A 13,142-nucleotide genomic window follows, 5' to 3' on the forward strand; every position below is an offset into this window, starting at 1 on the left:
CGACGAGCTGGCTGTAGAACGGCCACCTGGTGTCGCCGCTGGCCTTGAGCGCGCCCTCGGCGCCCGTCGAGATCCCCTTGAGGACGATCGCCAGACAGGCGGCGTAGATCAGCGCGACGGCGGTCGGGACCGAGAGCTCGGCCGGATCGTCGGTGAACAGGAGGACGATCGGCTCCGCGAACGCGAAGACGATCGCCGCCGCGACGACGTAGACGGCGACGGCGAAGAGGACGATCTCCCGGCCGTAGCGCTCGGCAGTCCCCTCGCGGCCGTTGCCAAGCTCCTGGCCGACGAGACTCGAGGCGGCGAGTCCGAAGCCCCAGCCGGGGGTGTTCATCAGGCCCCAGATGCGCCGGGCGATGACGTAGGCAGCGACGACCTGCGGGCCGAACAGCGCGACGATCGCGAGCATGGGGAACTCGGCGACCGTCCAGACGGATTTCGTCCCCATGACGGGGAGGCCGATCGAGGTCAGGTCCCTGATGGTCTCGGCGTCGAGGTAGCTCCCGAACGGATCGACGCTGAACGGGAACGTTCCGATCCCGGGGAGCCACCCGGCGGTGAGGCCGACCGCGAAGGTCGCGGTGACGACGACGTTCGCAAGCACCGTTCCGAGGGCGGCCCCCGCGACGCCGAGCCCGAGCCCGAAGATGAGGACGGCGTTGAGCGCGATGTTCGCGGCGGCACCGCCGGCGCGGACGACCATCGGCGTCCAGGCGTCGTCCATTCCGACGAACGTGCGACTCCCGATGAGGTTCAGCCCCGCGAAGGGAACCCCGAGCCCGACGATCTGGAGGTAGGTCGCACCCTGCGAGATCGTTTCGGGATCGTTACCGATGATCGAGACCAGTTCGGTCGGGTACGTCCAGAACAGCGCCGTCACCGGGAGCGTGAGGACCAGGACCAGCACGGCGCTCGAGCGAACGGCCTGGCCGAGCGAGTCGAAGGCTTCGGCGCCGTAGCGCTGGGAGACGAGCGCGATCGTCCCGCCGGCAATCCCGCCGCCGATAGCGAAGGCGAGTCCCCAGAACGGCGAGGCGAAGCCGACGCCGGCGATCGCCGTCGAGCCGACGGCGACACCGACCATCGCGACGTCGACGGCGTTTTTCGACATCCGCGCGAGCCCCGTGAGGACGCGGGGCCAGGCGAGGTTCGTCGTCCGGCGCGCTCGCTCGGAGCTAATGAGTCCGAATCGGGCGAGCGCCAGCCCGATCCAGAGGATTACCAGTCGGATCGGATTCGGAGACCGGACCACGAGAATCTATCGTCCGTAGCCGACTGCGGTAAAAGTGCTTTCTCGACGCGGCAGAGGGGGCCGCTTTCGGAATGCGAGGGACTGACGCTCACTCGACGACGAGCACCGGCCTCGAGGAGTCGGTCGCGACCCGCTCGGAGACGCCCTTTCGGAGGAAGCGATCCAGCCCCCGGTTGCGACCCATGACGACGAGGTCGACGTCGTGGTCGTCGGCGTACTGGAGGATCGCCTTGTGTCGCAGGCCGTGTGTCACCGACGTTCGGACGTCCTCGAGACCCGCAGCGGCGGCCCGCTCGGCGACGTAGTCGACGGCCTCCTCGCCGGCCACCTCGAGATCCTCGAAGTCCATTCCCGGCGCGAGTGCGGCCGAGTTGACGACGTACAGCGCGTGGATCGTCGAGCCGTGGACGCGAGCGAGATCGATCGCCTCGTCGATCGCTCGCTCGGTGTTCTCCCGGCCGTCCGTCGGAACCAGTATCGAGTCGTACATACGGACCGGTTCGGTCAGGACGACCAAAAGCGGTCGGTCGGCTCGAGCCTCGAACTCGAGCGCGAGCCGACGTTCGTCGAACGAAACGACCCCGTTCGATCGGGTAGCGAACGGCTACTTACCTTTCGGATTCGCGAATCCGACACCGATGAGCGACGACATTCCGCTGTTCGAGATCGCCTGGGACGAACGCGACGTACGGAACGCGGTCGACTCCATCACGCGGGGCTCGTACTGGGCCAACGGCCCCTACGTCGAGGCGTTCGAGGACGGCCTCGAGCGCTACCTCGGCGTCGAGCACGCGGTGACGGTCAACTCGGGAACGACGGCGCTGGTCGCGGCTCTCGAGGCCCACGGGATCGACGAGGACGACGAGGTCGTCGTCCCGGCGTTTACGTTCATCGCGACGGCCAACGCCGTTCGCCTCGTCGGCGCCCGGCCCGTGTTCGCCGACATCGAACCCGACACCTACGGACTCGACCCGGCGGCCGTCGCCGACGCGATCACCGAACGGACGGCCGCGATCGTTCCGGTCCACCCCTACGGCGCACCCTGTCGGATCGACGCCCTCGCGGCGGTCGCGGCCGAGGCGGACGTTCCGCTGATCGAGGACGCCGCCGAGGCGTTCGGGAGCGCCTACCGGGGGAAGGCGGTCGGAACGATCGGCGAGACCGCGGCGCTGAGCTTCTGCCAGAACAAGATCCTGCCGACCGGCGAGGGCGGTGCCGTGGTCACCGACGACGACGAGCTCGCCCGCCGGCTCGAGCGGTTTCGCTCCCACGGGCGGGCCTCCGCGGAGTACTTCGATTCGGCCGCGAGCGGCGACTACGTCGGGCTCGGCACGAACATTCGAATGTCCGATCTCGTGGCCGCCGTCGGCTGTGCACAGCTCGAGAAGGTCGACGAACTGATCGCGGAACGGCGACGGGTCGCCGAGCGGTACGCCGCCGGGCTATCCGGGATCGACGGCGTCAAACCCCATCCCGAGCCGGCAGACGGGCGCCACGTCCGCCAGCTCTACACCGTGACGCTGGCTCCGGGCGTCGACCGCGAGACGGTCATCGAGACGCTGGCCGACCGCGGGATCGCCTCGAAGGTCTACTGGGATCCGCCGGTCCACCTGACGCGCGCCTACCGGGACCGGTACGAGCTCGGCTCGCTCCCGGTGACGGAGGCCGTTAGCGGACGCGTTCTCTCCCTGCCGATCGCTCCCGTTCTGGACAACGACGGCGTCGACCGCGTCGTCGCCGGTCTCAGGGCCGCCCTCGAGTCACAGCCGATCGGCGGCGCGGCCGACGGGATCGGGTCGGCGGCCGGTAACGGCGGTACTCGATCGAGACAGTAACGGACGGCTGACCGTCGTCCCAGTCGACGCATAACAAAGGCTGTCGTTCTGATTCGGCGAACATAGTGCGTCGAACCGGCTGAAATCGGCACTGGGCGTACACGCACAACCATGAGATGGGTACCAATCACGGGCGACGAGACGTCGATCCGGGAGGCGATCGCTCGGATCGATCGCACCGGTGGACGTGGCGTCGTCGTCGACGATCAGAATCGATCCGCGGAAGCTGTACCGAGCGAGCAACTCAGGACGGCGCTGTTCGAAGGAGCGACCCCGGACGCACCGGTTTCGTCGGTCGTCGACGGAACGGGGGCGCCGGACGTCGAACTGGAGCCGAACGCCGACGCCGGGCTCGAGGGGCTCACCGACGGGGCGACCCGCGAGACGCCGGTGGAGATCGAAGCCGAACGCGCTTCCGAGCCGGACGCTCGCGCCGTCGAGACCGTGCTCGTCGTCGGCGGCGCCGGCTACGTCGGCTCGGTGTTGTGTCGGAAACTTCTCGAGGACGGCTTTATCGTCCGCGTCCTCGACCCGCTCATGTACGGGAACGGCGGTATCGCCGCGCTCGAGGGTCGCGATCGGTTCGCGCTGCACCGGGGCGACGCCCGTTCGGTCGGCGACGTCCTCGAAGCGATCGAGGGGGTCGACGCCGTCGTTCACCTCGGTGGGATCGTCGGCGACCCCGCAACCGCGCTCGATCCGCGAAAGACCCTCGAGTACAACCTCCACTCGACGCAGCTGCTGGCCTCGGTCTGCAAGTACCACGGGCTCAACCGGTTCGTGTTCGCCTCGACCTGCAGCGTCTACGGACGGACCGACGGAACCGGACGGTGTACCGAGGACGACGCCCTCAATCCGGTCTCGCTGTACGCGCGGGCGAAGATCCAGTCCGAGCGGGTGCTTCGGGAACTCGCCGACGAGCGGTTCGCCCCGACGGTCCTCAGGATGGCGACGGTGTACGGCTACTCGCCGCGGATGCGCTTCGACCTCGTCGGCAACGTCCTTCCCGCGAAGGCCCACGAGAAGGGTGTCGTTCCCGTCTTCGGCGGCGACCAGTACCGCCCGAACGTCCACGTCGAGGACGTCGCGCGGGCGTACCGCGCCTGTCTGACCGCCCCCTTCGAGGACGTCGCCGGGGAGACGTTCAACGTCGGCTCGAACGAGCAGAACTACCGGATCGACGAGCTCGCGACCGTCGTCGCCGACGCGTTCCCCGAGGCAGAGATCGAGTACCACGACGATCGGACCGACGAGCGCAGCTACCGGGTCGAGTTCGGGAAGCTCCGCTCGCGGCTCGAGTTCGAACCCACTCGGACGATCCGCGATCACTGCCTCGAGCTTCGGGCCGCCCTCGAGGCCGACGCGTTCGGAGCGACGACGGCGACGAGATACAGCAACTGCGCGACCCTCGAGAGCGCGCCGTCGTACGAGGAGACCGACGCGGTGATCGAGGGCGACGGGGCGTCCGTTCGAGAGCGATGGGGTGAGTCGCCGCCGCTCGAGGCCGAACTCGGGGAGCAACGGCCGACCGGAACTCGCTGAGCCGTCTCGCGGTGACGTTCTCGAGAGCGGACGCGGCGGCGAGCGGTCGTCTCGGTATCAGCCCCTTCTGGTGCGGGCGCTATCGATTCTCACACTGCTTGATCTTGTTCAGGTAGATGAAATCCATGATGTGACTCGCGGAAAACAGCCACCGTGGGTAATAGTGGGCAAAGCTTATTCCGGAGTGAGCCGTAGCGAGCGCCACCATGAAAGTTGACGCCAGCGACCTGCGAACGAACGAGACCGACGACCGGGGTCGAATCTATCTTGGAACGGAGTATGCGAACAAGCGCGTGACCGTCGCCGTCGTCGAGGTAGAATCCGACCGCCCCGACGAAGACGAACTGGCTGCCGCGTACCGTGAGGCTTCTGAGAGTGCGGAAGAGCTTGCAGAAGAGTGGAATGGCGCGTCGGACGAGGCGTGGAACGGACTGGATGAATGAGCGGGGATACGGAGGTTCGGCGCGGTGATGTCGTAATCGTTCGATTCGACCCCGCTGAAGGACACGAAATGAAGAAAACTCGACCTGCGGTGGTTGTACAGAACGATATCGGGAACAAAAATTCCAGCACGACTATTGTCGCACCCGCGACAGGAACGTACAGAGGGTACCCCTTCGAGATACTGGTTGAAGCAGCGGAATCGCCGTTCGAAAAGGATTCTTCGGTCCGCCTCGACCAGATTCGGGTCGTCTCTATCGAGAAACGGATTCACTCGGTGATCGGGAGTCTCGACACAGAGACGATGGCAGCAGTAGACGAGGCGTTGAAACTGAGTCTCGGACTGGACTGACGTACATTGTGTATTCTCCCGAAGAAATCCCCTCGTGAACGACGGGGTTCTCTCGCTGCAAGAAGATAGCAATCGGAAGATCCCCACCCCAATCGCTCAATACGAGGGGTGAGAACGCCAACTTCGACTAGGACTTTCCCGCTGCTCGACCTTGTTCAGGTCTCTACTCGCGTCACGCTGTTCTCCGTACGTTGCCGCTTCTTCGATCCGTTGTCTACCGTCTGTGACGAGCGCGACGCGTCTCCAGGCCTTTTAAACGTACACGTAGTACTGTGTAGTACAGTGGCGACGAAAACGATTTCACTCGATGAAGAGGCCTACGAGCGGCTGAAGGCTCGGAAGAAAGAAGGGGAAAGCTTCAGTGAAACCGTCAAACGTCTCGCGGGAGAACGGTCGTGGAACGAAGTGGCGGGTATCCTCTCCGAGGAGGAGGCCACGGGTCTCGAAAGCGCTATCGAGGAGGGACGCACCCGATCCAAGGAACGAAGCAACCGTCTCACAGCAGAACTAGACGAAGCCCGAAGTACGGTCGTACTAGTCGGACCTTCCACTGAGTAGTCGCTACCGGCTCTCACGCTGCTCTACTTTGTTCAACTCGATCAGCAGCCGGAAGATCGCCTTCACGAGGTTCGCGTCGACGTCGAACTGCTCGGCGTTCTGTCCCGCCCGCTCCATCACCTGTTCCTCCTGTTTCTCGTCGGTCGTCGGTAACCCCTTCTCGTCTTTGACCGCCGCGATCGTGTCCGCGACGTAGGTCCGCTGGGCGATCAGTTCGACGATCTCGCGGTCGATCGTCTGGATCTCCTCGCGGAGTTCGTCGAGGTCCATCTCTTCGGGCGCTCGATCCGTCGTCTCGAGGTCGTCGGTGTCGGTTTCGTCGGGTGTCATGTGGTTCGTGTTCCGTCGGTTCGCGTCGCCAGTAGCCGCGTCGTTCCGTCGCGCTCGTCCCACCGCTCCCGGATCTCCTCGAGCGTCGGCCGGTCGCCGACCGCCACGTAGCTCGGACCGGTTCCCGACAGCGAGACGCCGGTGGCGTCGGGCATCGCCTCGAGCATCGGCCCCGTCGGGAACTCGAGGGCGCCACAGAACGCGAAGCCGTTGACCGTCATGGCCTCGCCGTAGCGGCCCTCGAGGGCGAGTTCCTCGACGAGGTCGGCCATCGGCGCGATCCGCTGGCAGGCCGAGACGTCGGCGTCGGCGCTGTAGGCCTGCTCCGGTGGGGTGTAGATCAGCGCTTCCCAGTCGACTTCCTCGCGGGCCAGCAGTTCATCTGCCGCGTTGTCGGTGACCGTCACCCCGCCGAGCATACTGGCGCTGGCGTCGTCGAAGGCGCCCGTCGCCGTGACGCCGGCGTCGCGAGCCGCCCGCACGCCGAGTCGGCAGGCGTCGATCCGGTCGACGGCGTCGGTGATCTCGAGGGCGTCGAGGGTCGCGAGCACCGTCGCGTTGGCTGCGGCGCTTGAACTTTTGAGTCCGGCAGCCATCGGGATCTCGCTCTCCGTTCGGACCCGGGCGCCGACCGTGCCGGTGAGCCCCCCGGCGTCGGCGTACTCCTCGAGTGCGAGTTCGGCGCAGCGCTCGACGAGCCCGGTGTCGGCGTCCGGTCGATCGGCGACGGTACCGACGACCTCGCCGTCGGTCGTCAGCTCGACCGACGCGGTCGTCTCGAGATCGATCGCGAACGCCGATCCGCGACCGGTCGCGAGCGCGTTCAGCACGGTTCCGGCCGCCGGCGCAACAGCCCGGCCATCCATACCGACCCCTCTCGCCCGGGCCGTATTTAGGCTGGCGATCACGGCGAGTAGTGGCTCCGGTTGCGTGCGGGCGCCCCGGCGCTCAACCGGGACCGCGAGCGCACCGTTTTTCTCCGGCCCGACCGAACCGGACGTATGAGCCAACGCAGCAACGTCGCACCCAGCACGATCGGCGTCGACTTCGTCGAGGGTGGCGTCGTCGTCGAGTACCTCGACGGGCGGGACGTCTTCTACCACGGCCCGCCGAAACCCGTCGAGCGGTCGGTAAAGACCCCTCCCGGAAAGGAGGTTCACGTCCTGGTCACGGATCCCGACGGCGTCGAGGGCGTCATGACCTACGTCAACGACCGCAACACCCAGGCGGAGATCCTCGAGTCGACCGGCGTCGGCCGCGTGATGCTCGAAGGGGACGACGAGGAGGTGCTGTTCCCGGGCGTGACGGTGTCGACGACGGCCTACTCGATCCAGGTCGAGGCCGAGCCGTCGACGGTCGACGGTCGCGTCTTCGTCTTCGCCGAGGACGAGATGAGTGAACACGCCTACGAACTCGTCGAGGCGGTCGACTGATGCCCTTACAAAAGTCCTGGCGGGAGCTGGATCGGGACGCCGTCGCCCGGGCGCCCGACCGGCCCGGCGTCTACGAACTCGGCGACGGCTCCGGGACCGTGCTGTCGATCGATCACGGCGTGTTGCGAGACGAACTCAAGACGGCGCTGGCCTACGGGGACGGCGACCGCGTTCGCTGGACGGAGACGCACACCCTGGAGCAGGCTCGAGAGCTTGCTGCCGACCACCGCGAACGCCTCGAGCAGTAGACGGCCGTCTTCGGCCGCTCGGGCTGACGGCAGTTCGTCTCACTGGATGTACGACGGGTCGCTGCCGTCGCAGTGTTTCTCGTGTTCCGTCGCGTCGGACTGCTCGTCGAACAGCAGCCCGCAGGTTTCACACTCGAACCAGGTGGCATCGTCCCGTTCGGTCTGGACCACCATGGGGAACGGTGCGATACGGACCCCCAAAGGCGTTTCTCCGGCAACGGCCGACGGTCCCGTCGGCTCGAGGACAATTCTCAAGAGCACGGACGCGGAATCACCCTCCATGAGCGGGTCCGACGCGGACGGAGTGGGGTTATCGGTTCGGGCGGCCGAGAAACGCGACGCCGGCCGCGGCGTCGCGCGGATTCCCGAACGCGCACGCCGGGAGCTGGGGGTTTTAAGCGGCGATACGGTCGTGATCGAGGGCGAGAAGACGACGGTCGCGAAGATGTGGCCCGCCGACCCGTCGGTTCCCGAAACCGCGATCCAGATCGACGGCGACACGCGCGCGAACGCCGGGGTCCACGTCGGCGATACGGTCACGGTTCGGCCGAAAGACACCTCGACGATTCAGGAAGCGACGCGAGTGACGCTGTCGCCCCCGCCGTCGATCACCGACGGCGAACGGCAGGTCGCCGAGCGCGACGCGGCCCAGAAGCTCCGGAACCGACCCGTCCGGGCCGGCGAGCAGATCCGGATCGAGGGCGTCAGCCAGAACCCGTTTACCGTCGTCGACACGACGCCGGGCGGCGACGTCCGGATCTCGAGTACGACCACCGTCCGGATCGTCGATTCCGACGCTCGAGCGAGCGCGACCGGCGACGGCTCTCGAAAGGCGAGTGCGGGCGCCTCGAGCGAGAGCGCCGAGGGCGGCTCGGCCCCCGCGGAGGGGACGACCGGACCGACCTACGAGGACATCGGCGGGTTAGACGAGGAACTCGAGCAGGTCCGGGAGATGATCGAACTCCCGCTGTCGGAACCCGAACTGTTCCGGCGACTGGGCGTCGAACCGCCCTCCGGCGTCCTGCTGTACGGCCCGCCGGGCACGGGAAAGACGCTGATCGCCCGCGCGGTCGCCAACGAGGTCGACGCGGCCTTCGAGACGATCTCCGGCCCGGAGATCATGTCGAAGTACAAGGGCGAAAGCGAGGAGCAGCTCCGGGAGGTGTTCGAGCGGGCCCGCGAGAACGCGCCGACGATAATCTTCTTCGACGAAATCGACTCCATCGCGGGCGCCCGCGGCGATGACGAGGGCGCCGAGAACCGCATCGTCGGCCAGCTGCTGACGCTGATGGACGGCCTCGACGCCCGCGGCGAGGTGATCGTCATCGGCGCGACGAACCGGGTCGACGCGATCGATCCCGCCCTGCGACGGGGCGGGCGGTTCGACCGCGAGATCCAGATCGGCGTCCCCGACGAGACGGGGCGAAAGGAGATCCTCGAGGTCCACACGCGCGGGATGCCGCTCGCGGAGGACGTCAGCGTCGACACCATCGCCCGTCGGACTCACGGCTTCGTCGGCGCCGACCTCGACGCCGTCGCCAGCGAGGCCGCGATGGCGGCGATCCGCGAGCGCCCGGCCGACGCCGACGACCGCGAGGCGTGGAACCGCGATCCGAAGGTGACGAAGGCACACTTCGACACCGCCCTCGCCTCCGTCGAACCCTCGGCGATGCGCGAGTACGTCGCCGAGTCGCCCGAGACCGACTTCGAGGACGTCGGCGGGCTCGAGGACGCCAAGAACACGCTCCGCGAATCGGTCGAGTGGCCCCTGACCTACGATCGGCTGTTCGAGGAGACCAACACCGAACCGCCCTCCGGGGTCCTGCTGTACGGCCCGCCGGGTACAGGAAAGACGCTGCTCGCGCGAGCGCTCGCGGGCGAGACCGACGTCAACTTCGTGCGCGTCGACGGCCCCGAGATCGTCGACCGCTACGTCGGCGAATCGGAGAAGGCGATCCGCAAGGTGTTCGAGCGGGCCCGTCAGGCCGCGCCGTCGATCGTCTTCTTCGACGAGATCGACGCCATCACCGCGGCTCGAGGTGCGGGACAGAACGAGGTCACGGAACGGGTCGTCTCCCAGCTGCTCACGGAACTCGACGGGATGCGCGAGAACCCGAACCTCGTCGTGCTGGCCGCGACCAACCGCAAGGACCAGATCGACCCCGCCCTGCTCCGACCGGGCCGGCTCGACACGCACGTCCTCGTCGGCGAACCCGATCTCGAGGCCCGCGAGAAGATCCTCGAGGTTCACGCCGGCGACAAACCCCTCGCCGACGACGTCGACCTCGCGGAGCTGGCGGCCGAACTCGAGGGCTACACCGGCGCCGACCTCGAGGCGCTGGTTCGGACGGCGTCGATGAAGGCGATCCGCGAGGTCGCGAGCGCCTACGACCCCGAGGAGGCAAACGAACGGGCCGACGAGGTCCTGATCGAGCGTCGCCACCTCGAGGAGGCGCGCGAGGAGACGAACCCGTCGAGCTAGACTCGCAAAACGACCCGTCGTTACGAGGCGCCGGCTGCGGCGTCGTCGAACTCGTTATCGGACGATTCCTCGAGTCCCGTCTCGAGCAGCGCGTCCTCGGCCGGTTCGACGACGACGGTCTCGCCGGCGGTCGTCGAGTCGCCCGGACCGACGGTAATGTCCTCGCGGTCGACGGTCGGCGGAAAGACGAGGTCGACGCGGCTGCCGAAGGCGATGTGGCCCAGACGCTGTCCGCGCTCGAGGTCGTCGTCGGGTTCGACGTAGGGAAAGATCCGGCGGGCGAACGCGCCGGCGATGAACGTGACCGTCGAGGCGGCCGCGTTCCGGTCGGCGCTCGAGTCGCGATCGCCGTCGGCGACCTCGAGGTCGGGGAGGTGCGGCGAGTCGGTCTCGAACTCGACGTGGACCCGCTCGTTGCGTTCGGACTCCTTCGAGAACGCCGGCCGGTGTGCGCCGGAGACGTGCTCGACGTCGGTCACCCGGCCCTCGAAGGGCGCGCGGACGACGTGGACGTGCCAGACGTTCATGAAGATCCCCAGGCGGACGCGGCCGTCCTCCTCCCGGAGCACCGAGACGGTTCCGTCGGCGGGGGCGACGACCCCCGTCGGCGGCGGGTTCCGGTCCGGATCGCGGAAGAAGGCGAGCGTCGCGACCCCGACGAGGAGGGCTGCGACGCTGGCCGCGACGCTGAACAGCAACGCGAACGGTGCGGCGAGCAAGGGAGGGAGCGCGTACTTCCAGGCCCCCGGAGCGACGTTCATACCTCGAGCCATGCGAGCGAGTCGTATGGTCGTTACGGACGGGTCATACGGTTTACTGTCCGTCAGGTCCGGCGCAACCGCGACCGGGGCGGCGGTTGCGCCGGTACCTCGGTACAGCAATCCGTATCAGGATTCGGTCGCGGGAAGCGTGAAGGTAAACGTCGCGCCCTCGCCCGGTTCGGAGTCGACGCGGATTCGTCCGCCGTGGCGCTCGACGATCCGGCGACAGATCGCGAGCCCGATTCCCGTCCCCTCGTACTCGTCGTGGGTGTGGAGTCGCTGGAACACCTGAAAGATCCGATCCGCTTCCTCGGGGTCGAGTCCGATCCCCTCGTCGCGAACGGAGACGCGCCACTCCCCGCGCTCGCGCTCGACGCCGATGTGGACGCGGGGTGGCTCGTCCCCGCTGTACTCGATCGCGTTCGACAGGAGGTTCTGGAGTAGCTGTCGGAGCTGGCTGGCGTCGCCCTGCACAGTCGGCAGCGGCTCGGCCGTGATCTCGGCGCCGTGTCGCTCGATCAGCACCTGCAAGTCCGCCAGCACGTCCTCGAGGACGCCCTCGAGGGAGACGGGTTCGAACGGATCGCCCTGCGAGTCGATCCGCGAGTACGCGAGCAGGCCGTCGATCATCTCGCGCATGCGCTCGGCGCCGTCGACGGCGTACTCGATGAACTCCTCGCCGTCGGCGTCGAGGTCGTCCGCGTAGCGGCTCTCGATCAGTCCGAGGTAGCTCGAGATCATCCGCAACGGCTCCTGGAGGTCGTGGGAGGCCGCGTAGGCGAACTGCTCTAAGCGCTCGTTAGAGGCCTCGAGCTCCCGCACCGTCTCGTTGAGCCGACGCTCGTAGCGCCGGCGCTCGAGGGCGGTCGCCAGGATCGTCGCGACGCTGTCGAAGAAGTCGACATCGTGATCGTCGAACTCGCGAGGCCGGTCGTCGTAGGCCGCGAGGACGCCCCAGGAGTCGGCCATCGGCCCGATCGCCGCGCCGACGGAACGTCCGCGGCCCCGAGCAACGAGAGGCGGGCGCCGGCCGGCCGCGTCGGCGGCGTCGCAGCCTCGGCGGGTTCGTCGGGAGACCTCGAATCCATAGACGGAAAATCATGTAGGTTTGCGGATAAGGCCGTTGCCGGAAACGGACGACCCGCTCTGCGAGTTCGGGCCTCGATCGTTCAATCCCAGAACGACTGGGTGCGGGCGTACTCTCGCTCCTTCGAGAGGATATCGCGGTAGAAGTCGGCCTCGTTCTCCCGGAGTTTGCTGATGATTCGAGCCGCGTTGTGCGGGCCGACGCCGCGGGCGGCCATCGCGATCACAGCCTGCTTGCCGTGGCTCTGGACCAGACTCGCGCTGTGGAAGGCCCGTTCGGTCATCTCCTCCTGTTCCTCGTCCTTTTCCTCGGCCCGAACCGCCTGCACGACCTCGTCGGCCCACGGGTTCAGCGACGCGATCCGGGTCGAGCCGCACTCGGGACACTCGGGCTGGTCGGCGACGCGACGGACTTTCGTCTTGACCTTCCACTCGTGGCAGTGCGTACACAGCAGGATGACTCGGTCGTCCCGAATCCGCTCCTTGACCGTCTCGATCACGCTCGCGTCGGCGTTCTCGGGCGCCAGCAGCTCCTTTCCCGACGATCGACCGCCGAGGCCGACGGGCGTTCGACCGCGGTGGGTCACGAGGTCGAGTTCGCCCGACTGAAGGCGCTCGAGGACCCGTCCCGCGTGTTCGACGTCCAGATCCTCGTGGAACAGCTCGCGGATCGACTCGTCGTACATCGGGGTGTCCTCGAGGGCCTTCAGGAGTCGCTCGTTCGACATCCGACCGGAGCCCTGCCAGCGCTTGAGCGCGCCGAACTTCGCCGAAACCTGCGCGAGCCGGAAGGCCAGCGCGTCCGAACCCTTGAGCCCG

At 67.4% G+C, this 13,142-nt stretch carries 14 protein-coding genes and 2 pseudogenes; 8 read left to right on the plus strand and 8 right to left on the minus strand.

Annotated elements, in window-relative coordinates; genetic code table 11:
• Together ACNA7R_RS16105 and ACNA7R_RS16110 are read right to left on the minus strand one after the other, a co-directional pair.
• Nucleotides 1-1,255, minus strand: a 1,255-nt coding sequence (locus ACNA7R_RS16105) for an MATE family efflux transporter (RefSeq protein WP_416284559.1), incomplete at its 3' end; no start/stop codon positions are given.
• 88 nt (nt 1,256-1,343) lie between these two features.
• Entirely contained in the window at nt 1,344-1,745 is a 402-nt protein-coding gene (locus tag ACNA7R_RS16110) for a universal stress protein (protein WP_416284560.1), read from the minus strand.
• Nucleotides 1,746-1,893: 148 nt separating this feature from the next.
• Here ACNA7R_RS16110 and ACNA7R_RS16115 point away from each other — a divergent pair, with 148 nt between their 5' ends.
• The 5 genes from ACNA7R_RS16115 to ACNA7R_RS16135 all read left to right on the plus strand — a co-directional run bounded on the left by ACNA7R_RS16115 (nt 1,894) and on the right by ACNA7R_RS16135 (nt 5,983).
• The gene (locus ACNA7R_RS16115; protein ID WP_416284561.1) at nt 1,894-3,090 is read left to right on the plus strand and encodes a DegT/DnrJ/EryC1/StrS family aminotransferase; all 1,197 of its coding nucleotides are present in this window, start codon (nt 1,894-1,896) and stop codon (nt 3,088-3,090) included.
• Nucleotides 3,091-3,201: 111 nt separating this feature from the next.
• A complete protein-coding gene (locus ACNA7R_RS16120; RefSeq protein ID WP_416284562.1) occupies nt 3,202-4,632 on the plus strand; it encodes an NAD-dependent epimerase/dehydratase family protein in 1,431 nt (476 codons plus the stop codon).
• A 206-nt stretch (nt 4,633-4,838) separates the two neighbouring features.
• Nucleotides 4,839-5,075, plus strand: coding sequence for a hypothetical protein (locus ACNA7R_RS16125; protein WP_416284563.1), 237 nt, complete (start codon nt 4,839-4,841; stop codon nt 5,073-5,075).
• Nucleotides 5,072-5,425, plus strand: coding sequence for a type II toxin-antitoxin system PemK/MazF family toxin (locus ACNA7R_RS16130; protein WP_416284564.1), 354 nt, complete (start codon nt 5,072-5,074; stop codon nt 5,423-5,425). Before ACNA7R_RS16125 ends, ACNA7R_RS16130 begins: the two co-directional genes overlap by 4 nt.
• Nucleotides 5,426-5,707: 282 nt before the next feature.
• On the plus strand, nt 5,708-5,983 hold the full coding sequence (locus tag ACNA7R_RS16135; protein ID WP_416284565.1) for an antitoxin VapB family protein: 276 nt from the start codon (nt 5,708-5,710) through the stop codon (nt 5,981-5,983).
• Nucleotides 5,984-5,986: 3 nt separating this feature from the next.
• On the opposite strand, the gene ACNA7R_RS16140 is transcribed toward ACNA7R_RS16135, so the two are convergent.
• Both ACNA7R_RS16140 and ACNA7R_RS16145 read right to left on the minus strand, forming a co-directional pair.
• A complete protein-coding gene (locus tag ACNA7R_RS16140) occupies nt 5,987-6,313 on the minus strand; it encodes a chorismate mutase (protein ID WP_416284566.1) in 327 nt (108 codons plus the stop codon).
• Complete coding sequence (locus ACNA7R_RS16145; protein WP_416284567.1) at nt 6,310-7,179, minus strand: shikimate kinase; 870 nt, start codon at nt 7,177-7,179, stop codon at nt 6,310-6,312. The genes ACNA7R_RS16140 and ACNA7R_RS16145 overlap by 4 nt, the downstream gene beginning before the upstream one ends.
• Before the next feature lie 135 nt (nt 7,180-7,314).
• Here ACNA7R_RS16145 and ACNA7R_RS16150 point away from each other — a divergent pair, with 135 nt between their 5' ends.
• Entirely contained in the window at nt 7,315-7,746 is a 432-nt protein-coding gene (locus ACNA7R_RS16150; protein WP_416284568.1) for a DUF5796 family protein, read from the plus strand.
• Nucleotides 7,746-7,994 (plus strand): hypothetical protein, encoded by a 249-nt coding sequence (locus tag ACNA7R_RS16155; protein ID WP_416284569.1) that lies wholly within the window; start codon nt 7,746-7,748, stop codon nt 7,992-7,994. Before ACNA7R_RS16150 ends, ACNA7R_RS16155 begins: the two co-directional genes overlap by 1 nt.
• Before the next feature lie 39 nt (nt 7,995-8,033).
• Here the strand turns inward: ACNA7R_RS16155 and ACNA7R_RS16160 are convergent, their stop codons facing one another.
• Nucleotides 8,034-8,168, minus strand: a complete 135-nt coding sequence (locus ACNA7R_RS16160; protein ID WP_005559003.1) for a hypothetical protein — start codon at nt 8,166-8,168, stop codon at nt 8,034-8,036.
• A 106-nt stretch (nt 8,169-8,274) separates the two neighbouring features.
• Here ACNA7R_RS16160 and ACNA7R_RS16165 point away from each other — a divergent pair, with 106 nt between their 5' ends.
• A complete protein-coding gene (locus ACNA7R_RS16165) occupies nt 8,275-10,476 on the plus strand; it encodes a CDC48 family AAA ATPase (protein WP_416284570.1) in 2,202 nt (733 codons plus the stop codon).
• A gap of 20 nt (nt 10,477-10,496) precedes the next feature.
• Here the strand turns inward: ACNA7R_RS16165 and ACNA7R_RS16170 are convergent, their stop codons facing one another.
• The 3 genes and pseudogenes from ACNA7R_RS16170 to ACNA7R_RS16180 all read right to left on the minus strand — a co-directional run.
• Nucleotides 10,497-11,237, minus strand: a complete 741-nt coding sequence (locus tag ACNA7R_RS16170; RefSeq protein ID WP_416284571.1) for a protein sorting system archaetidylserine decarboxylase — start codon at nt 11,235-11,237, stop codon at nt 10,497-10,499.
• A 126-nt stretch (nt 11,238-11,363) separates the two neighbouring features.
• Nucleotides 11,364-12,227 (minus strand): annotated as a pseudogene (locus ACNA7R_RS16175) (sensor histidine kinase); the annotation flags it as partial.
• Between the two features lie 179 nt (nt 12,228-12,406).
• Nucleotides 12,407-13,142 (minus strand): annotated as a pseudogene (locus ACNA7R_RS16180) (helicase); the annotation flags it as partial.

The organism is Natronococcus sp., from assembly GCF_047921035.1.
Classification (GTDB): domain Archaea; phylum Halobacteriota; class Halobacteria; order Halobacteriales; family Natrialbaceae; genus Natronococcus.

Coding starts and splice junctions, on each gene's coding strand:
- ACNA7R_RS16155 (WP_416284569.1), top strand. CDS start 7,746: ATGCCCTTACAAAAGTCCTGGCGGGAGCTGGATCGGGACGCCGTCGCC.
- ACNA7R_RS16170 (WP_416284571.1), bottom strand. CDS start 11,237: ATGAACGTCGCTCCGGGGGCCTGGAAGTACGCGCTCCCTCCCTTGCTC.
- ACNA7R_RS16165 (WP_416284570.1), top strand. CDS start 8,275: ATGAGCGGGTCCGACGCGGACGGAGTGGGGTTATCGGTTCGGGCGGCC.
- ACNA7R_RS16110 (WP_416284560.1), bottom strand. CDS start 1,745: ATGTACGACTCGATACTGGTTCCGACGGACGGCCGGGAGAACACCGAG.
- ACNA7R_RS16160 (WP_005559003.1), bottom strand. CDS start 8,168: ATGGTGGTCCAGACCGAACGGGACGATGCCACCTGGTTCGAGTGTGAA.
- ACNA7R_RS16120 (WP_416284562.1), top strand. CDS start 3,202: ATGAGATGGGTACCAATCACGGGCGACGAGACGTCGATCCGGGAGGCG.
- ACNA7R_RS16150 (WP_416284568.1), top strand. CDS start 7,315: ATGAGCCAACGCAGCAACGTCGCACCCAGCACGATCGGCGTCGACTTC.
- ACNA7R_RS16115 (WP_416284561.1), top strand. CDS start 1,894: ATGAGCGACGACATTCCGCTGTTCGAGATCGCCTGGGACGAACGCGAC.
- ACNA7R_RS16125 (WP_416284563.1), top strand. CDS start 4,839: ATGAAAGTTGACGCCAGCGACCTGCGAACGAACGAGACCGACGACCGG.
- ACNA7R_RS16145 (WP_416284567.1), bottom strand. CDS start 7,179: ATGGATGGCCGGGCTGTTGCGCCGGCGGCCGGAACCGTGCTGAACGCG.
- ACNA7R_RS16140 (WP_416284566.1), bottom strand. CDS start 6,313: ATGACACCCGACGAAACCGACACCGACGACCTCGAGACGACGGATCGA.
- ACNA7R_RS16130 (WP_416284564.1), top strand. CDS start 5,072: ATGAGCGGGGATACGGAGGTTCGGCGCGGTGATGTCGTAATCGTTCGA.